The sequence below is a fragment of the Gemmatimonadota bacterium genome (assembly GCA_016713785.1).
Taxonomy (GTDB): domain Bacteria; phylum Gemmatimonadota; class Gemmatimonadetes; order Gemmatimonadales; family GWC2-71-9; genus JADJOM01.
Genome location: JADJOM010000001.1, coordinates 911562 through 930272, shown reverse-complemented (window position 1 = coordinate 930272; position 18711 = coordinate 911562). Strand labels below are relative to the sequence as shown.

Below are 18711 nucleotides of genomic sequence, written 5' to 3'. Positions count from 1 at the left end.
ATCGAATCGTAGCTTCACACATACCTCACGCCGCGTTGCCCGCCGCGCGGCTACCCTTCGGTGCGTTTCCTCCCTTCCCTCAGGAGTGGAGCATGCTCCGCGAAGCCCAGCTGAAGCCCGCCTACGCGACTGCCTACCCAATGGTCACGCCCGGGCGGTGGTACACCGCCGCCGCGCTGGCCGGCCAGCTGACGGCCGCGCGCATCGTCCATGACGGCGCCGCGGTCCGCTTCACGGAGCGGGTGCTGCACCCCGCGCACTTCGAGTTCCGCGGCAGCGGACCGCGCACGGGAAGCTGGGTCGGCCTGCGGACCCGCCGGGAAGACCGGCACGTCCAGCGCGGCCCGGCGCACCGGCGCTCGCTCGCGCTGCTGCACTCGGCCTGATCCTCAGGGGCCCGCCAGGCCCCTGTCGTCCGTCGGGTCCCTTGCCGCGCCGGGTGGCTGCAGGACGGCCCTCCGGCGCACGCCTGCCCACTTCCGCTGCCGGTGCTCCACCAGGGGCGCGCGTGGACGTTCCCGAAACCAGCTACGGTTCCGACAAGCACGGTCTGGTATGCGCCTACCAGTTCGGCGCGGGCCAGGGCGCGGCCATGGTGGACGCCGAGCAGCTTGCGGCGCTCCTCGATCCGGCCACCGGACCCCCGGAACGCTTCTTCTGGCTTCACTTCTCCCTCTCCAATGCCGCCTCGGAACGCTGGATGCGGCGGCACCTGTCGCTGCCGGAGGCGTTCTACCAGGCCATCACGGCGCCGACCAGTTCCACTCGCCTGGAGCAGGACGGGGACGCGCTGGTCGCGGTGATCCACGACGTGCTGTTCGACTTCACCTTCGACCCCGAAAGCGTCTCGACGGTCCACCTCTGCCTGGAGCCGCGGCTGCTGGTGACCGCGCGGCTCCGCCCCGTGCGTTCGGTGGACCTGCTCCGGAACGCGGTGCGGGGTGGGGCGCCGTTCCGGTCTCCCGCGGAGATGCTGGCCCAGCTGCTGCACCACCAGGCCAACGTGCTCGCCGACATCGTCCGCGCCACCACGGTCAAGGTGGACGCGATCGAGGACAAGCTGCTGGCCGACCGGGTGGCCACCAGCCGGCGGGAGCTCGGGACGCTCCGCCGCACCCTGGTGCGGCTGCAGCGCCTGCTGGCGCCCGAGCCGGCCTCGCTGTTCCGCCTGCTGAGCCGGCCGCCCGGCTGGATCGGAGGCGAGGACGTGCAGGACCTGCGGGAGTCCGCCGAGGAGTTCTCGGTGGCGGTGGCGGACGCCGGCACCCTGGTGGAGCGGGTCAAGTTGCTGCAAGAGGAACTGGGCGCCCTGGTCGGAGAGGAGACCAGCCGGACGCTGTTCGTGCTGACCGTGGTGACGGTGCTGGCGCTGCCGATCAACCTCGTGGCGGGGCTCTTCGGGATGAACGTCGGGGGGATCCCCTTCGCGGCGCATGGCAGCGGCTTTGCGCGGGTGGTGGCGGCACTGGCGCTGTTCACCGTGGTGGCCGCCTGGTTCGCGCTGGGGCGGCGCCGGGAGTGACGGCCGCGAGGCCGCAGCGGACCGGCTAACTTTGGGCGCAGCCGCGCCGCCTGTCCGCCGCCCGCACGGGAGCCCCCGATCATGCTGTCACCGTTTGCCCCCGCCGACATCCTCCGCATCATCCAGGGGGCCATCGCCCCCGTGGTGCTGATCTCCGGCGTGGGCCTGCTGCTGCTTACCCTCACCGCGCGACTGGGCCGGATCGTGGACCGCACCCGCATCCTCGCGGCGGAGCGGCGCGCGGCGCACGCGGAGGAGCGAGCCGGCCTCGACGCCCAGCTCGCGATCCTCGCGCACCGCGCCCGGCTGATCCGGCTGGCCGTGGCCCTCGGCGCCTCGTCCGTCGCGATGATCGGCGTGCTGATCGCGGTGCTCTTCCTCGGCCTGCTGCTGGGCTGGAACGTGGCGCTGGCGGCCGCGCTCCTGTTCGTCGCCAGCCTGCTCAGCCTGGTGGGCGCGATGCTGGTGTTCGTGCGCGAGTTGTTCCAGGCCCTGACCGCGCTGCACCTCACCCTGCAGCCGCCCGCGGACGAGGAGTCTCGGTCGCCGCCCCGGTGACCGATCCGTTACGCGACCGTCGTACGCTCTCCTCCCGGCTCCGCCGACCGACGGGGCCCTGCCGGTCCCAACACCAGCATCCGAGGAGTGGTCCATGTCCGAGCCAGAACCGGTGCGCATCGTCCTGACGCCGGAGCAGCGTGAAGTGGTCCGGCGCCTGTCGGGACAACACGTCGAGGCGATCGAACTCGACGCGGATGACCAGGAACAGAAGGGCGGTCCGCTGCGCTTCCGCTGGCGGCTGTCGGCCGCGACGGGCATCCCGCGCCAGGGCTGGGTGCACGACGAGGAGCCCGGGCCCACGCCGGATTCCACCGGCTGAACCGCGGGCGGGCGTCGCGGTCCGGGGGCCACACTTCCGCCGGCCCGGCGCCGCGGGTAACGTGTGCCGGGCACCCATGCCCATGCCTGGGGGGCCCGGCCCCCGGGTCCGGCCCTCCGCGCGGAGTCCGCTCCTGATCACCCTCGCCCCCGTCACCCTCGAAGGCCACGGCGTGCGGCTCGAGCCGCTCGCCGAGGCGCACCACGACGGCCTCCAGGCCGCCGCGGCCGATGGCCGCCTCTGGGAGCTCTGGTACACCTCGGTGCCACGGCCGGAGCAGACGGCGGCCTACATCGCCACCGCGCTCGAGGGCCAGCGCGAGGGCCACATGCTCCCGTGGGTGGTGCGCGAGCTCGCCGCTGGGACCATCGTCGGCAGTACGCGCTATCACGATATCCTCCCCCGCGTGGACCGGGTGGAGATCGGCTGGACCTGGTACGCCGCCAGCCGGCAGCGGAGCCACGTGAACACCGGCTGCAAGCTGCTGCTGCTGGGGCATGCGTTCGACGCGCTGGGCTGCCAGGTCGTCGGGCTGCGCACCGACAACTTCAACCTCCGCTCCCAGCGCGCCATCGAGGCGCTCGGCGCGCGGAAGGACGGCGTCATCCGGCACCACCACATGCGCCCCGACGGCTCGGTGCGCGACAGCGTGATGTACAGCATCCTCGCCGCGGAGTGGCCGGACGTGCGGAAGCACCTGCTGGGGCGCCTGGCGCGCGGCGCCGGGCCGCGCTGAGCGACGACGTGCTGCCGGGACGGGTGATCCGGCGGTGGCTGGGGTTCCTCCTCGTCGCCGCGCTGCCGCTGGGCGTCCTGGGGCTTGCCGGCGGTGGCGCCGGCGGGACCACGCCCCTGTGGCTGGTCCGGTTGCTGGGAGGCGCGGGGGCACTGCTCGCCTCGCTGGCCGGCCTGGCCATGCTGGGGATGGGGAGCGTCATGGCCATCCGCATGCGATCCCTCCCGACCCTCGCCGCGGCGCTGCTCTTTGGCGCGGCGGGGGCCGGCCTGGTCTGGGTGTACCTTCAGCGCGTGCCCTGGTAGTCCTCCTCCCCCTCACCGCCGACGGAGTCGCCCGATGCCGACGCTCTGGGATCCCGAGACCCGCGCCGCGCTGGTGCGCCGGGTCGCCGCGCTCTCGCCCGCCGCCACGCCCCGATGGGGTACCTTCACCGCGCCGCGGATGCTGGCGCACCTGACGGATGCCCTCCGCATGGCCACCGGGGAACTGCCGGTGGCGCGGCGGCCGGTGCCGTGGGTCCTGTACACGCCGCCGTTCAAGCAGCTGATCATCCACGTCCTGCCCTTTCCCCGCGGGGCGCCGACCGCGCCCGAGCTGGTGGCGCGGCTGCTCGGGTCCGATCCCGTGGAGCTCGATGGTGAACGCGCCGCGTTTGCGGGAGCCCTGGATCGGTTCGCGGCGCGGGGGTGCGCGGGGGTCTGGCCGGACCATCCGGCCTTCGGGCCGCTGCGCGGGAGCACCTGGGGCGTGCTGCAGGCCCGGCACGCCGATCACCACCTGCGTCAGTTCGGCGTGTAACCCGCGCCCGGCGGCGCGGCCGACCATGAAGGGCGGGCGAAGCTCCCTTCATTGTGAGGCGGCCGCGAAACTCCCTTCACGGAGGTCCGTCCCGCTTGACCCGGCCTGGCCGCCGCTGATCTTTGGGGTGTGCCTCGCCGCGTACGCTCGCCCCCGGCGGCGCGCGGCGGCACCTGGAAGGCCGTATGTCTCGCCCCTGCAGGGCGTGCCTCACGCTGGTCCTCCCCATCCTGGCGGCGTGTACCGCGCCGATCGACCCGACCTCCCCCGGTCTCCCCGCGGTCCATGCCCCCATCACCAGCACCGGTTTCACGCCGATGCTCGACGCAGGGCCGGGCGAGCGCTACCTCGACTGGTTCGCCGTCACCCTCTATCCCGGTGGCAACGCCGTGCCGGCCAGTCACGACGCCGCGGCCCGGGCGGCCGCCCGCGCCATCGTCCCCCGGAACGTCAGCGGGCTCGGGTATCCGGGCTGGGGCAGCGGCAAGGTGGTGCTGCTCAGCGCCGGGCCGAGCAACGCCTCGAAGGAATGGTGCTCGGCGGCCACCGCCACCAGCTGGCCCACCTGCACCTCGTGGAGTTTCACCGGGCGCGCCACCGTCGATGCCGCCGTGCAGAAGAACCGGCTGGCGATCATCAATGGCGCGATGGGTGGCGCCCCGATCAACCAGTGGACCGCGTCCGGCAACGCGGTGTACACCACCATCGCCACCCGGCTCAAGTCCCGGGGGCTGAGCGAGCGGCAGGTGCAGGCGGTCTGGCTCAAGCCGGCGCACAACCTCCCGCAGCACAGCCTGCCGGATGCCGGTGCCGATGCCTTCGTGGTGATCCGGGAGACGGCGCAAGCGCTCCGCGCCATGCGGCAGCGGTATCCCAACCTGCAGCTGGTGTTCCTCGAGACGCGCACCTACGCCGGTTACTCGATCACCGACCAGAGCCCGGAGCCGTTTGCCTACGAGACGGGCATCGCCGTGCGATGGCTGATCCAGGCCCAGATCGTCCAGCGGGAAACCGGCGCGGTCGACTCGATCGCGGGCGACATGCTCACCGGCGTCCCGGTCGTCACCTGGGGCGCGTACCTCTGGACCGACGGCCTCGCGGGCCGCGCCGATGGCCTGGTCTGGACCGTGGCCGACGTGATGAGCACCGATGGGATGCACCCGAGCACCAGCGGTCAGTCCAAGGTGGCCAACCTCCTCATGACCTTCTTCAAGGGGAGCCCCTACACCCGCTGCTGGTTCCTGGCCGCCCGGCCCGCCTGCTGAAGCGGCGGAGGGCGCGCCGCGCACGCCCTCCCTGCCGCGGGCTCGGGGGGTGAGGCTACTCTTCGGGCGAGCCGCCATGCCCCGCGCCCCCCACCTCCCTCGCCACGCGCGGCGCCCGTGACCTACGGGCGCCACTTCCTCGCCACCGTCGCCGACGTCCACCCGGACCTGCGCGCCATCCTGCAGGACGAAGCGCCGTTGCCGCCGGCCGCCCTGACCCAGGTGCTGGCGCGCGCCACGCTCCGGCTGCGCGCCCTCTTCCGGACCGCCGAACCGGTGCTGACGATCCCCGGCTCCGCGGCCCTGGTGCGCGAGATCGGGCTGCAGGCGGTGGTGGAGCACCGGGCCCTGGTGGTGGTGGCGGGCGCCGAGAGCGATGCGCTGGCGGCCGCCGCGGAGGCGCTGGGGAAGGAAGTGATCCGCGTGGTGGTGCACCCGGGACAGGTGCTCGAGCCCGCCCACCTCACCCGATTTCTCTGCGGGCCGGAGGTGGACAGCGTGGTGCTCTCCCACGTCGACCTGGCCACCGGGGCGCTGGCGCCGCTGGCGGACCTGGCCCGCGTGGTGCGCGCCCGCCGTGAGGTACTCCTCTACGTCGACGCGGTGGGCACCCTCGGCGCGACCCCGCTCGAGACCGACCAGTGGGGTCTCGACTTCGTCGTCGGCAGCTCCGAGGGGCCGCTGGGCCTCCCGCCGGGGCTGGCGTTCGCCGCGGCTTCCCCCCGGCTCCTCGCGCGGGTCCGTACCCAGCCGGGGCGGGGGATGCAGCTCGACGTCGCCGCCCACCACGCCGCGGCGAGCCGGGGCCAGACCCTGGGCCCCGTCCCGGCGGCACTGGTGCGGGCACTCGACCGGCAGCTGGAACGGATTCTCGATGGGGAGACCCTGGAACGGCGCTGGGCGCGCCACGCGGCGCTCGCCGCCCAGGTGGATGACTGGCTCGCTGGCCAGCCGGGGGTGCGGCTGCTGGCGGCGGCCGGGCGCCGGGCCAGCGCCTGCTCCTGCCTGGAACTCCCGCCGGAGCTGGCGGCCGTCACCGTCGTGGCGGCGCTGGCGGAGGAGGGGTGGTTCGTGACCCCGGCGACGGTGAGCGATCCGCGGGTGCTGCGCATCGGCCACCAGGGCGACATGACGTCGGAGCACCTGGCCGGCCTGCTCGACGCCCTGGGGCGGCGGCTGGGCCGGTAGCCGGACCGGGGACCGCCCCGGTCAGCGGCTACTCCACCTTGAAGCGCCCCACCTGGGTCAGCAGTCCCTGCGCCCCCTCGGCCAGGGCGTGTGCCGAGCCCGCCACCTGCTCCGTGCTCGCCGAAAGCTGTTCCGCGCTCGCCGCGATCTCCTCCGCGGCGGCGGCAACATCCTCGGTGCCGCCGGACACCTCCTGCATCCGGCTGGCGATGCCCTCCACGAGGCCCCGCACCTCGGTGGTGGACTGGCTGATCTGCCGGCTCCACTCGTCCGTCTGGTGGGCCTCGTCGGCCACGCGGGCCAGGCCCTCGGAGGCCTGCTGCGCGGTGGCGCGCGCCGCCTCGCCGCCCCGCGCCAGCCGCAGCAGCCGCTCCCGCGCGGTGGCCACCCGCTCCTGCACCAGGTGCACCGTCTCACTGGTGAGCGTGGCGGCCTGCGCGGCGTGGCCGGCCAGCTTCTTCACCTCCTCCGCCACCACGGCGAACCCCTTGCCCTCCTCGCCCGCGCGGGCCGCCTCGATGCCGGCGTTGAGCGCCAGCATGTGGGTCTGCCGCGCGATGGCCTTGGTCTCGGTCACGAACTGCTCGATCTGCTCCGACGCGGTGGCCAGCGCCGCCGCTTCCTCCGCGCCCCGCGCGATCTCGTCCGCCAGCCGCCGCAGTTCGCTGGAGCTCGCCTGCAGCTGGTCGCGGTGGTCGCGTGCCAGCTGGGCCAGGGCGGCGTTGCGGGTCGCGGCCTCGCCGGCGCTGACGGCCAGGGTCTGCGCGATCTCGAGGATCCGGTGGGCGTCCTCCGCGGCACTGCGCACCAGCGCCGCCTGACGGGTGGCCCGGTCGGTGAGGTCGTTGCAGGTGCCGGAGACCTCCTGCGTGGAGGCGCTCATCTGCTGGGTGGAGGAGGAGATCTGCTGCGCCATGGAGGCCGCCTCCTGCGCGCTCCCCCGGATGGCGCTCACCAGGGTGCGGAGCTGGGTGAGCATGGTGGCCACGGCGGTGGTGAGGCCGTCCGTCTCCTGGGAGCTGATGGCCGAGACCGCCACGGAAAGGTCACCCTGCGCCACCCGGCTGGCGACCACCACGGTGTTGCCGAGGGGGCGGAGGATGTTGCGGACCGTCCAGCTCACCAGGAACGTCGCCACCAGCATGCCGGCCGCGACGTACACCGCCATCGCCAGCGCCAGCGCGGAGAGGAACCCGGGCCCGCTGTCGGTGCGGCCGTAGCCCAGCCAGACGATGCCCGCGAACAACAGCCCCATCGACACCACCAGCAGGGTGGCGACGAGGTACATCCGGCGGACGAACATCTGGCGCTGTGAGGCCATGAGCGATGTGGTGGAGGGAGTGGAACGTAGGCCGGTCGGGAGGCGAGGGGCAAGGGCGGCGCACGGCGTGCCGGGGCCCCTGCGACGGGCGCGCGTGGCCATGGTTGGCCGGGGGCCGCCGCGTGGTCGCGTTTCCCCGGGTTCTGCGTAGATTCCCCGGCCTATGACCGACATGAACGACGGCTACCGCCCCGACGAGGTCGAGGCCAGGTGGCGCGCCCGGTGGGCCGAGCGCGGCACCAACCAGCCCGACCTGGATCACCCGAAGCGGCCCTTCTACAACCTCATGATGTTCCCCTACCCCTCGGCCGAGGGGCTGCACGTGGGGAACATGTTCGCCTTCACCGGCAGCGACGTGTATGGCCGCTACCAGCGGCTGCGGGGGTACGACGTCTTCGAGCCGATCGGCTACGACGCCTTCGGCATCCACAGCGAGAACTACGCGATCAAGGTGGGCCTGCACCCCGCCGAGCTCATCCCGAGGAACATCGCCAACTTCCGCCGCCAGCTGGAGCGGATCGGCGGGATGTTCGACTGGCGCCACGCCCTGAGCACCACCGACCCGGCGTACTACAAGTGGACCCAGTGGATCTTCCTCCAGCTGTTCAAGGCGGGGAAGGCGTACAAGAAGAAGGCCGCGGTTAACTGGTGCCCCAACTGCAAGACCGTGCTGGCCAACGAGCAGGTGGAGAACGGGCTGTGCGAGCGGTGCAAGACACCGGTCGAGCAGCGCTTCCTGGAGCAGTGGTTCTTCCGGATCACCGAGTACGCCGAGCGGCTGCTCCGGAACCTCGACACGCTGGACTGGTCGGACACCACCCGCACCGCGCAGCGGAACTGGCTGGGGGAGGAGTGAGGGCGCGGAGATCACCTTCACGGTCCCCGCCGAGCCGTCCGGCCGCCGGGACGCCGAGGCCATCACGGTCTTCACCACCCGCCCCGATACGCTCTTTGGCGCCACGTTCATGGTGCTGGCGCCGGAGCATCCGGCGGTGGCGCGCCTGACCACCCCGGACCGCCGGGCGGAGGTCGAGGCCTACGTGCAGCGGGCCGCTGCGATGGACCTGGTCGCCCGCAAGGTGGGCGACAAGGACAAGACCGGCGTGTTCCTCGGCGCCTACGCGACCAATCCCGCCACCGGCCAGCCGGTCCCGGTCTGGATCGCCGACTACGTGCTGATGGAGTACGGCACCGGCGCCATCATGGCGGTGCCGGCGCACGACGAGCGCGACTTCGCCTTCGCCACCCAGTTCGGGCTGGAGATCGTCCGGGTGCTGGCCGGCGAGGGGCAGGCCGCCGGCGCGCCGCTCGCGGCCGCCGAGACCGAGGTGGCCGGCTTCCGGCTGGTCAACTCCGGGCGCTTCGACGGACAGGAGGCCGAGGCGGCCAAGCAGGCGATCACCGCCTGGCTGGCGGCGCAGGGGCTCGGGAAGGCGGTGGTGCAGTACCGGCTGCACGACTGGTGCATCTCGCGCCAGCGGTACTGGGGCCCGCCGATTCCCATCATCTACTGCGACGCCTGTGGCCCGGTGGCCGTGCCGGAGCGGGACCTGCCGGTGATCCTGCCGCCGATCGAGGACTTCCGGCCCGACGACAGCGGCGTCTCGCCCCTGGCGCGGCACGAGGAATGGTACTTCGTGCCGTGCCCCGCCTGCGGCGCGCGCGCCCGGCGCGAGACCGACGTCTCGGACACCTTCCTCGATTCCGCCTGGTACTACCTGCGCTACCCGAGCACCGAGTTCGCCGACCGCCCCTTCGACCCGGCGCGGACCCGGGCCTGGTGCCCGGTGACCACCTACATCGGTGGCAACGAGCACGCGGTGCTGCACCTGCTGTACAGCCGCTTCCTGGCCATGGTGCTCAAGGACCTGGGCCACATCGGCTTCGAGGAGCCGTTCACCCGCTTCCGGGCCCACGGGCTGATCGTCAAGGACGGCAGCAAGATGTCCAAGTCGCGGGGAAACGTGGTGATCCCTGACGAGTACATCGCGCAGTGGGGCGCCGACACCTTCCGGATGTACCTGATGTTCCTGGGGCCGCTGCAGGAGGGGGGCGACTTCCGCGACGCCGGCATCAACGGCCCGCGGCGCTTCCTGGAGCGGGTGTGGGTGATGGTTGCCGAGGCCGAGGAGTCCGGGGGCGAGCTGCGCAAGGACCTGGTCACCCGGTGGCACGCCACGCGGAAGAAGTGCGCCGAGGACATCGAGGGGCTGCGCTACAACACCGCCATCGCCGCGCTGATGGAGCTGGTGAACCACATGAAGGACGCCGGCTGCCGCGACACCGCGATGGTGCGCGACCTGGTGGTCATGCTGGCGCCCTTCGCGCCCCACTTCAGCGAAGAGTGCTGGGAGCGGCTGGGGGGCACGGGCAGCGTGTTCGACGCCGGCTGGCCGATGTGGGACGAGGCGCTGACCGTCGCCGACGAGATCGAGCTGCCGGTGCAGGTGAGTGGCAAGACCCGCTCGAAAGTCTCCGTCGCCCGGAACGCCACCGAGGCCGACGCGAAGGCGGTCGCGCTCGCGGACCCGACCGTCCGCCGCTTTACGGACGGCAAGGAGATCACGAAGGTGATCTACGTGCCCAACCGGCTGCTCAACATCGTCGTCGCGGGTTGAACCACGAAGGCACGGAGTCTCCGGGTACTCCGTGCCTCCGTGGTGAATCTCCTGGGAGGTCTGGCATGCGAGTCGCCGCTGCATTCGTCGCCGCACTCCTGGCGGCCCCCCTCACCGCGCAGGGCACCGCCGATCCACGCCTGGCCGACGCCATCGCCGAGACCCGACAGGCCATCCTCGACTCCATGGCCGCGCACCGCATCCCCGGGGCGCAGATCGCGGTGATCCGCGACGGCCGCCTGCTCTGGAGCGAGGGCTTTGGCCTGGCCGACGTCGAGCAGCAGGTGCCGGTTACCCCGCTCACCCGCTTCCGCATCGCGAGCATTTCCAAGGCGGTCACCGCCGTCGGGCTCGGCCTCCTGGTGCAGGAGGGCCGGGTGGACCTCGACAGCCCGGTGCAGCGCTACGTGCCCTACTTCCCCGTGAAGCCGTGGCCGGTGACGGTGCGGCAGGTGGCGGGGCACATCGCGGGCATCCGCCACTACCGGCCCGGCGAGTTCGAGAGCATGCGGCGCTACGATACGGTGCGGGACGGGGTGGCCATCTTCGCCGATGACACCCTGCTGTTCGAGCCCGGGACGCGCTACAGCTACTCGTCTTACGGCTGGAACCTGATCAGCGCGGTGATCGAGGGGGCGAGCGGGGAGGAGTTCCTGGCCTTCATGCAGCGGCGGGTGTTCGGACCCATGGGCATGACCCGTACGGTGCCGGAGTGGCCCGACAGCCTCATCCCGTGGCGCGCCCGAGCCTACGTCCACGCCGACTCGGTGAGCCCGGCGCAGAACGCGCCCTACGTCGACAACAGCTACAAGTGGGCCGGGGGAGGATTCCTGTCCACCGCGGAGGACCTGGCGCGGCTGGGCCGCAACCTGCTCGACGGCAAGCTGCTGTCCCCGGAGACGCGGGAGGTACTGTGGACCCCGCAGACCCTGGCCGACGGAAGCCGCACCCGCTACGGCATCGGCTGGGGCAGCTACACCGACGCCCACGGCCGCCGGCTCGCGGCCCACACCGGTGGGGCCATGGGTGGCACCTCCCACCTGGTCATCTTCCGCGACCAGCGCCTGGTGCTCGCGCTGATCGTCAACAGCGATGAGACCTTCATCGGCGCCCTGCCCACCCTCGGCGAGCGATTCCTGGCGGTCGAGTAGCTTCGCCCCGCTTCCCGCTTCCCGCTTCCCGCTTCCCGCTTCCCGCGTCCCGCCCGCGTCCCGCGTCCCGCGTCCCGCCTAGGGGCACGCATACCGGTATGCGTCATCCAGCGCCACCGGCAGCACCAGCGTCCGCAGTCCCTCCGCCTGCGCCGCCAGGCACAGGGAGTCCCGCGCGATGGCGTTGGTGGCCCAGCGATTACGGTACTCGGCGTTGAGCACCGGCTTGCCTGCGGTGGTGAACGGGACGTAGGCATCGCACTCGTCGTACTCGTGGCACTGCTCGTTCACGGCGAAGTCGAAGTACTCCACCAGTTCGGGGATCTGGTCCAGGTCGTTCTTGAGCGCGATCGCCAGGCCGCGATCGTGGGCGGCGTTGGCGAGCCAGCGGTTGTAGGCGCGCTGGTCGGTGGCGGTGAGCGGGAACCCGGTGTGCGTCTGGAAGTTGTGGAGCCAGTCCGGTTCCACCCCATCGCACCCCTTGGCGGCCGCCGTGTCGAGCCGCGCCAGCATCACCGCCTGCACGTTGGCGGAGCGGATGTCGAGCCAGCGCTCCCCGGCCCAGTCGGGGACGCTCTTGCCGAGGTCCGTGGGGAGGAACGATCCCTTGTCGGGGCGCCAGTTCTCGTAGGAGCCGGCACTGAAGTAGCAGATGAGCGCCTGGCCGGCACCGTGTACCGCCGCGACCGTGGGGGCATCCACCTCGAAGAGGTCGAGGTCGTACAGGTCGACCGCATAGCCGAGGTTGGGCGTGCCGTCGAGCTGCCACTGCCAGGTCACCCCTGTGCCGGGGTGGTACCAGGAGCCCACGGTCACGGGCGGGACGTCGGGGTCGAGGTCGCCGGGCGGCGAGGGCTCGGCGGGGTCACTGGCGCCGTTGGCACAGGCGGCCAGGGCCAGCAGCAGGGTGAGGCGGGAGAGGCGCGTCATGCTTCCAAGCTGGCCCCGCGGCGGTGAAGATGCCGTGAGGCGAGTCACCCCGGAGCGCTCAGCGCGGCGGGCGGTGCATCTCCCGCCAGTCCTCCTGCAGCGCCGTGGCCGCATTGAAGCCCGGGGTGTCGGAGAGGATGTACTCCCCCTTCCCGTTGCTCCACGCGCTGGTATAGCCCCCCACCAGCTCCACCCGCTCGTTGCTGCGCGGGTCGATGTACGTCTCCACGCCGCGGATGGTCTGGCCGAACTGCTCCGCCAGCCGGTCCTGGACCGCCTGGTTCTGGGCGTAGGTCTGCTGGATGCTGCTGCTGATGGACTGCTGCGCCTCGCGCCAGATCCGCTGCCGGTCCATGGCCGCCTGCTGCTGGATCCGGCCCACGGTGCCGAGGAACTGGGCCACCGCCGCCTGGTACTGCGGGTTGGGTCGCGTGGAGGCGAACATGGTGGCGAACAGCTTGGCCTGGCGGTCCAGCTGGCCCCGGGGCGCCCAGGCCCCCACCACGTTGTAGGCCATCAGCTGGTAGTTGGTGGCGGTCATCGCGGTGCCGCCATTCATGAGCGCGGCGCTGTTGGCGCTCGGCGCCGCGATCGTGGCGATGGTGGCGGTGATCCACTCCTCCACCGGCTGCCCGTTCAGCGTGTGCTGCACCCGCACCCGCCCCGCCTCCGCCCGCACCCCGCGCAGGTACCCCTGCTGCACGATCGGGCCATAGGTCCGGTTGAGCCCCTCCTGCTCCGCCCGGCTGACGGCGGGCAGCGGCTCCGCGGCGATCACCCGCGCCTGCTGCCGCGTCCGGGGCACCACCATCTGCGCGAGGAAATCGGCGGGACTCATCACGGGGTAGGCGTCGCACGCCATGTTGTTCGCGGCGCTCTGCTGCATCATCTGCTGCTGCATCGGGTCGTCGGACCAGACCCAGCCGTACTGCGGCAGGACCTCGATGCCGCTGCCGCCATCGGGGGAGCGGGCGCGCCAGCGGGCCTGGATGATGTTCTGGGGGCAGCGCGCCATGTTCTGCGCCCACTGGATGCCCCCTTCGTCCTTCCAGTCGGACGGGATCAGCAGCCGCGCCACCTCCACCGGCTGCCCCCATCCCTGCGTGTCCATGATCTTGACCAGCCGCATCCGCATGACGCCGCTCCCCAGGGCTGCCCCCGCGGCCGGCCGGGGGCGCTGCTGTTGTGCCGCGACCGCGCCGGGCTCCATGAGGGAGGCCGCGAGGCCCAGCAGGACCACCTGCACCAGTGTCCGCACGCGCGCTGCCTCCAGGTGGGGTGCCGCTACTCTTCCGGCGGCCGGCCCAGCCGGACCCGCACGATGCCGACCTGCCCTTCACGCAATACCTGGAGGCTGAGCAGGTCGCCGGCGTGATGCCGTCCCACGAGCGCGATCAGTTCCGCGGGCGTCGTGATTGCGGTGCCGTCGGCGCCGACCACGAGGTCGCCGGCCCGGATCCCCGCGGTCTCGGCCGGGCCACCGGGGTAGGTCTGCGTGACCACGGCGCCATGCGGCTCGGTGATCTTGAGCCGCCGGAGGTCGGCGGTCTCCACCGGCCGCGCTCCGATGCCGAGGAATCCCCGGCTGGCGACTGGCGCCGGTTCAACCAGCGGCGGGCCCGGTGCCGGTTCTGGTCCTGGTAGTGGTACCGGCGCCGGTGCGGGGGTGGGCGCCGGACTGGCGGCGACGGGTGGGCCGCCCGGCGCGCCGGTGAACCGGATGCCGGACTCGATGAGGCCCACCTCCGCCTCCAGGCCGTCGAGGCCCTCCTGCGGCAGGTTCTCGATGAACGTGATGACCCCGCCGGCCGGGGCGCGCAGCGCCACCACCTTGAGATACACCGCGACACCCAGGGTACTGCGCGCGCTGGCCAGCGCAAACGCCCCGGGCTGCCCGCCGAGCGTCACCGGGCCCTGCCGCTCCGCGCGGAACTCCCCCCAGTAGCCGGCGAAGGTGGCCATCGTCTCCTCGACCACCGTGGCGGGTTCGGCGTCGCGCCCGGCACCGACCGTGATGGTGGCCGGTTCGCGGGTCAGGACCACCGCGGCGTCGAGGACGGTCCGGGCGGTCCAACGTGCCGGGACCGGGACCGTGAACCGGCCCTGCGGATCGGCGAACGGCTCCTGCGCGGCCAGCGGGGCGCTCGTGGCCGGAAGTGCCAGCAGGAGGGTGAGCCACGGCACGCGGCCGGAGCGGAAGGGCATGGGTGTGGGGGCAGGGGGTTGTCCCTACACTAGGCGAGGGCGTGGGGGGGCGCAACGGCACCCGTCACGTTCACAGCAACCGGGTGATCCACTCCCCCACGACGTATCCCACCGCCGCCACCCCGAAGCCGACCAGAAACATGTCCAGGCCGCTGCGGAAGATGCTCCGGCCGGTGAACACGCTGCGCGCGGCGCCCACGCCGAAGTGCGCCAGCATCGACAGGGTGAAGCTGGTCCAGATGGCCCATGGCCCCGTGGTCAGGAGGAACGGCGCGACCGGGATGAAGGCGCCGATGCCGGTGGCGGTGCCCGTGATCCACGCCTCCCGCATGGGGGAGCTGGACGGCTCGCCGATCTTGAGTTCCTCGCGCACCTTCTCCTGCAGGGCGCGCTCGGGGTCGGCCATGACCTGCCCGGCCAGCGCCTCGGCCTGGTCGCGCGGGATGCCCTTGGCCTGGTAGAGCAGCGCCAGCTCCTCGCGCTCGAGGTCGGGCATGAGGCGGATCTCCTCCCGCTCCATCGCGATCTCGTACTCGTGCACCTCCCGCTCGCTCTTGGCGGCGAGGTAGCCGGAGGAGCCCATCGACAGGGCGTCGGCCACCATGCCGGCGATGCCGGCGACCACCACGGCGTGGCCCGAGAGGTTGAGTTCCCCCTGCGCGCCGAGCATGCCCGCCACCAGCCCGAAGTTGGCGGTGAGGCCGTCGTTGAAGCCGTACACCAGGTTGCGCAGCAGCCCGCCGGCCCCGGTCTTGTGCCACGGCTCGGCCGGGCTGCCGGAGAGCCCCGCGAGCGACTCGGCATGCTCCGCCGATTCCCGGGCCAGGGTGAGCGCCGTGGGGCCAGCCGGCCCGTCGGGCGCCTGCCGGTGCAGCTCCAGGTAGCCCTTCACCTCCCGGCCCTCCTCCTCGAGGAGCATCGGGGCCAGGAACCCCGGGCCGAACCGCCTGGCCAGCCAGGCCATGGTACGAGCGCGGACCGACGGGGCGTGGGCGGGGAGCGAGTGGCCCTGCTGGCGCAGCAGCTCCTGCCACATGGCCACATGGCGTGCTTCGATGCCGGCGAGCTGGCGGTAGACCCCGGCGCGCGCGGCGTCGGGCTCGAGGCCGGCGAGGACGCCGTAGAGGTACGCGGCGTCGGCCTCGTCCTGGAGATGGTGCAGCCACTCGTGCGGCGCCTGAGGGGAAGCGGTCGCAGTCATGCCCGGAATGTAGCGCCCCTCCCGCCGGCCGCACTCGGCCCCTGACTTGACGCCGGTTCCCGTCCGGCCGCATGTTGGCCCGTTCCGCGTGTCCCGACACGATCCCCGACCGCTCCCCCTCTTCGAGGAAGCCCATGTCCCGTCTTGCCCGCCCCCTGGGGGCACTGGCACTCGCCGGCGTCGCGCTGCTCGGTGCCTGCGCCGAGCCGATGGCCACGCCCGACGCGGCCCCGGTGCGCACCGTGCACCTCGCCGCGCCGGCCACCCTCTCCGGCCGCTACCTGGTCAGCTTCCGCAACGCGGAGCCGGCCGACTTCGCGGCCTCCGTGGCGGCGCTCGGGGCCACCATCGAGCGGCGGCTGCCCTCGGTCCGCGCGGCCATCCTGCGCAACGTGAACCCGACCGCGGCCGCCGCGCTTGGCGCCCGTTCCGACCTTGAGGGGATTGCCGGCGATGTGGGCGCCCAGATGATCCCGGCCCCCGTCGCCACCCAGCGACTCAGCTTCGCCGGGTCCACCGCGCCACGCGCCAACGGGACGGACCAGAGCGGCGCGTTCTTCTACCCGCTGCAGTGGAACATCCGGCAGGTCAGTGCGGACCAGGCCTGGGGGGCCACGCCGGCGGGCCAGGGCAAGCTGGTATGCGTCCTCGACAGCGGCATCGATCCCGACCACCTGGACCTCGCCGGCCGGGTGGACCCGAGCCTGATCACCTCGTTCGTCTCCGACACCTCATTCCCGGGCAACCAGGACGGGATCGACTACAACGCCCACGGCACCTCCACCGCGGCGTACATCGTCTCCAACGGGTTCGGGGTCGCCTCGGTTGCGCCCGATGCCCGGCTCTGCTCGGCCAAGGTCCTCGGCGTCACCGGCTTCGGCAGCTACATCGACATGGTCGTGGCCATCCTCTGGGCCACCGAGACCGCTCAGGCCGACGTGATCAACCTGAGCCTCGGCGGTTACTTCGACCAGGAACTGCCGGGCGCCCTGCAGCTGCTCAACATCATCCAGCGCGCCATGGACCTGGCCACCAGGCGCGGCGTGGTGGTGGTGGCCGCCGGTGGCAACATGGCGCTCAACCTCGACGAGGACCCGCGGCGCTTCCTGTTCGTACCGGGCCAGCTCCGCAACGTGATCAGCGTGGGCGCCACGGCCCCGTTGAACCAGCAGAACTTCGACGGGCTCGCGAGCTACTCGAACTACGGCGGCCGGACCGGCATCGACCTCGTGGCGCCGGGCGGCGACTTCGTGGTGGGCGGGGTGGTGGAAGACCTCGTGCTGTCCGCCTGCAGCCAGTATCAGGTGACCCTGCCGTTCGCCTGCAGCGCGGTGGACTACCTGTTCAGCGCCGGCACCAGCGAGGCGACCCCCCACGTCTCCGGGGCGGTGGCCGTCATTGAGTCCCAGAAGGCGACGCAGGTCAGCCCGGCCACCCTCACGCGCTGCATCATCCAGGGCACCGATCCGGTCGGTCCGACGAGTATCTACGGCGCGGGTCGCCTGAATGTGCTGAAAGCGGCTGGATGCTGACGCGCTGGTGTCGCTTGTGGGGCAGAATTGGTATCCGGCCGAGACGGCATTTCATAAGATGTTGTCCTGATTAATCTTATGTTGCTGATTCGGCCGGGACAGCATCTCTATCTCGGGAGCGGTTTGGCCGGCTGACGGCTGGGGTCCTGGGTCTTGCTCAGCAGGGGGCCCCCCCTGCAACCCTGCCCCGCGTTCCGGCATCTTTCCCACGTCATGAACGACGCCTACCTGCTGACCGACGCTGACGTTATCCTCGCCCAGGCTCGGGCCGGCGACCCCGCCGCGCTCGAGCGGCTGTATCGCGCCTACGAAGCCCCCGTCTACAACCTGGCCCGCCGGATCTGTCGCACCGTCGAAGATGCCGAGGACGTCCTGCAGGAGACCTTCTTCGAGGTCTGCCGCAGCATCGGCCGGTACCGGGGCGATGGCAGTCTCTGGGGGTGGGTCCGCACCATCACGGCCAGCAAGGCGCTGATGCGGCTGCGCCGGAACAAGTATCGGGACACCGACGAACTCGACGAGGAGTTCCATCCCCCGACCATGAAGGTCGATGGCGGCCTGCGGATGGACCTCGAAGCGGCGCTGGAACGGCTGCCGGAGACCAGCCGGGCGGTGGTCTGGCTGCACGACGTCGAAGGCTACACCCACGAGGAAATCGCGGGGATGATGGGCAAGACGGTCAGCTTCTCCAAGTCCCAGCTGGCCCGGGCCCACACCCGGCTGCGGCGCTGGCTTGGCGAGGAGCGGGTGCCCGCATGACCCATCTCACCACCGAGCAACTGCTGGAGCTCCGCGAGCCGGGGGCCGAACCCGGTCTGGCCGCCGCCCGCGAGCACCTGGGTGCCTGCCCCGCCTGCCAGGCAGAGCTGCGCCAGGTGGACCAGCGGGTGGCCCGGCTCCGGGCGCTGCCCGCGTTGCGCCCGGCGCGGGACCACTGGCCGGTGGTGCGCGAGCGGGCGGTGGCCACCCGGCGCCTGCGCCGCCTGCGCTGGGCCGGCATCGCCACGCTGGCCACGGCGGCCGCGCTCGCGGCCGTGGTGGTCTCCCGCCGCCAGGCCACCGCGGAAGTCACCACCGCCGTGGCGATCAACGACGTCATGACCCGCTCCCACCAGCTGGAGCGCGTGCTCGAGGCCTACAATCCCGATGCCCGGGTCACCGACGGCGTGACCGCGCGGGTGGCGGGTGAACTGGAAGACCGGATCGCGGTGGTCGACCGGCGGCTCGAAGTGGCGCAGATGCTTGATGTCCAGCAGCGCGATGCCGCGCTGCTGCACCTGTGGCAGGAGCGGGTGGGGTTGCTCGACGCGCTGGTGGACGTCCACCTCACGCGCGCGAGCGACGTGGGATTCTAGCCCGCC

At 72.3% G+C, this 18711-nt stretch carries 18 protein-coding genes and 1 pseudogene; 14 read left to right on the top strand and 5 right to left on the bottom strand.

The window, feature by feature from the left end:
* Nucleotides 1-92: 92 nt before the first annotated feature.
* The 9 genes from IPJ95_04115 to IPJ95_04075 all read left to right on the top strand — a co-directional run bounded on the left by IPJ95_04115 (nt 93) and on the right by IPJ95_04075 (nt 6392).
* Nucleotides 93-386: a hypothetical protein gene (locus tag IPJ95_04115; GenBank protein MBK7922803.1), complete on the top strand. Its 294-nt coding sequence runs from the start codon at nt 93-95 to the stop codon at nt 384-386.
* A gap of 122 nt (nt 387-508) precedes the next feature.
* On the top strand, nt 509-1522 hold the full coding sequence (locus IPJ95_04110; GenBank protein MBK7922802.1) for a transporter: 1014 nt from the start codon (nt 509-511) through the stop codon (nt 1520-1522).
* 81 nt (nt 1523-1603) lie between these two features.
* Nucleotides 1604-2080 carry a DUF2721 domain-containing protein gene (locus tag IPJ95_04105; GenBank protein ID MBK7922801.1) on the top strand — a complete coding sequence of 159 codons (477 nt, stop codon included), beginning with the start codon at nt 1604-1606 and terminating at the stop codon, nt 2078-2080.
* A gap of 94 nt (nt 2081-2174) precedes the next feature.
* Nucleotides 2175-2402: a hypothetical protein gene (locus IPJ95_04100; GenBank protein ID MBK7922800.1), complete on the top strand. Its 228-nt coding sequence runs from the start codon at nt 2175-2177 to the stop codon at nt 2400-2402.
* A gap of 133 nt (nt 2403-2535) precedes the next feature.
* The gene (locus IPJ95_04095) at nt 2536-3138 is read left to right on the top strand and encodes a GNAT family N-acetyltransferase (GenBank protein ID MBK7922799.1); all 603 of its coding nucleotides are present in this window, start codon (nt 2536-2538) and stop codon (nt 3136-3138) included.
* 8 nt (nt 3139-3146) lie between these two features.
* On the top strand, nt 3147-3443 hold the full coding sequence (locus IPJ95_04090; protein MBK7922798.1) for a hypothetical protein: 297 nt from the start codon (nt 3147-3149) through the stop codon (nt 3441-3443).
* Between the two features lie 34 nt (nt 3444-3477).
* On the top strand, nt 3478-3939 hold the full coding sequence (locus tag IPJ95_04085; GenBank protein ID MBK7922797.1) for a DUF1569 domain-containing protein: 462 nt from the start codon (nt 3478-3480) through the stop codon (nt 3937-3939).
* 185 nt (nt 3940-4124) lie between these two features.
* Nucleotides 4125-5204: a hypothetical protein gene (locus IPJ95_04080; GenBank protein ID MBK7922796.1), complete on the top strand. Its 1080-nt coding sequence runs from the start codon at nt 4125-4127 to the stop codon at nt 5202-5204.
* A 117-nt stretch (nt 5205-5321) separates the two neighbouring features.
* The gene (locus IPJ95_04075) at nt 5322-6392 is read left to right on the top strand and encodes an alanine--glyoxylate aminotransferase family protein (GenBank protein ID MBK7922795.1); all 1071 of its coding nucleotides are present in this window, start codon (nt 5322-5324) and stop codon (nt 6390-6392) included.
* Nucleotides 6393-6420: 28 nt separating this feature from the next.
* Here IPJ95_04075 and IPJ95_04070 read toward each other — a convergent pair whose 3' ends face one another.
* On the bottom strand, nt 6421-7713 hold the full coding sequence (locus IPJ95_04070; protein ID MBK7922794.1) for a methyl-accepting chemotaxis protein: 1293 nt from the start codon (nt 7711-7713) through the stop codon (nt 6421-6423).
* A gap of 172 nt (nt 7714-7885) precedes the next feature.
* On the opposite strand from IPJ95_04070, the pseudogene IPJ95_04065 reads away from it, so the two are divergent.
* Together IPJ95_04065 and IPJ95_04060 are read left to right on the top strand one after the other, a co-directional pair.
* Nucleotides 7886-10331, top strand: a pseudogene (locus IPJ95_04065) (leucine--tRNA ligase).
* Between the two features lie 65 nt (nt 10332-10396).
* The gene (locus tag IPJ95_04060) at nt 10397-11482 is read left to right on the top strand and encodes a beta-lactamase family protein (protein MBK7922793.1); all 1086 of its coding nucleotides are present in this window, start codon (nt 10397-10399) and stop codon (nt 11480-11482) included.
* Nucleotides 11483-11560: 78 nt separating this feature from the next.
* Here the strand turns inward: IPJ95_04060 and IPJ95_04055 are convergent, their stop codons facing one another.
* The 4 genes from IPJ95_04055 to IPJ95_04040 all read right to left on the bottom strand — a co-directional run bounded on the left by IPJ95_04055 (nt 11561) and on the right by IPJ95_04040 (nt 15818).
* Complete coding sequence (locus tag IPJ95_04055) at nt 11561-12412, bottom strand: endo alpha-1,4 polygalactosaminidase (protein MBK7922792.1); 852 nt, start codon at nt 12410-12412, stop codon at nt 11561-11563.
* 58 nt (nt 12413-12470) lie between these two features.
* The gene (locus IPJ95_04050) at nt 12471-13670 is read right to left on the bottom strand and encodes a hypothetical protein (protein MBK7922791.1); all 1200 of its coding nucleotides are present in this window, start codon (nt 13668-13670) and stop codon (nt 12471-12473) included.
* Between the two features lie 26 nt (nt 13671-13696).
* Nucleotides 13697-14617, bottom strand: a complete 921-nt coding sequence (locus tag IPJ95_04045; GenBank protein ID MBK7922790.1) for a PDZ domain-containing protein — start codon at nt 14615-14617, stop codon at nt 13697-13699.
* Nucleotides 14618-14687: 70 nt separating this feature from the next.
* Nucleotides 14688-15818 carry a VIT1/CCC1 transporter family protein gene (locus tag IPJ95_04040; protein MBK7922789.1) on the bottom strand — a complete coding sequence of 377 codons (1131 nt, stop codon included), beginning with the start codon at nt 15816-15818 and terminating at the stop codon, nt 14688-14690.
* A gap of 134 nt (nt 15819-15952) precedes the next feature.
* On the opposite strand from IPJ95_04040, the gene IPJ95_04035 reads away from it, so the two are divergent.
* From IPJ95_04035 to IPJ95_04025, 3 genes are all read left to right on the top strand, one after another.
* Nucleotides 15953-17350 (top strand): S8 family serine peptidase, encoded by a 1398-nt coding sequence (locus IPJ95_04035; GenBank protein ID MBK7922788.1) that lies wholly within the window; start codon nt 15953-15955, stop codon nt 17348-17350.
* Between the two features lie 213 nt (nt 17351-17563).
* Nucleotides 17564-18109 carry a sigma-70 family RNA polymerase sigma factor gene (locus tag IPJ95_04030; protein MBK7922787.1) on the top strand — a complete coding sequence of 182 codons (546 nt, stop codon included), beginning with the start codon at nt 17564-17566 and terminating at the stop codon, nt 18107-18109.
* The gene (locus IPJ95_04025; protein MBK7922786.1) at nt 18106-18705 is read left to right on the top strand and encodes a hypothetical protein; all 600 of its coding nucleotides are present in this window, start codon (nt 18106-18108) and stop codon (nt 18703-18705) included. Before IPJ95_04030 ends, IPJ95_04025 begins: the two co-directional genes overlap by 4 nt.
* Nucleotides 18706-18711: the final 6 nt, after the last annotated feature.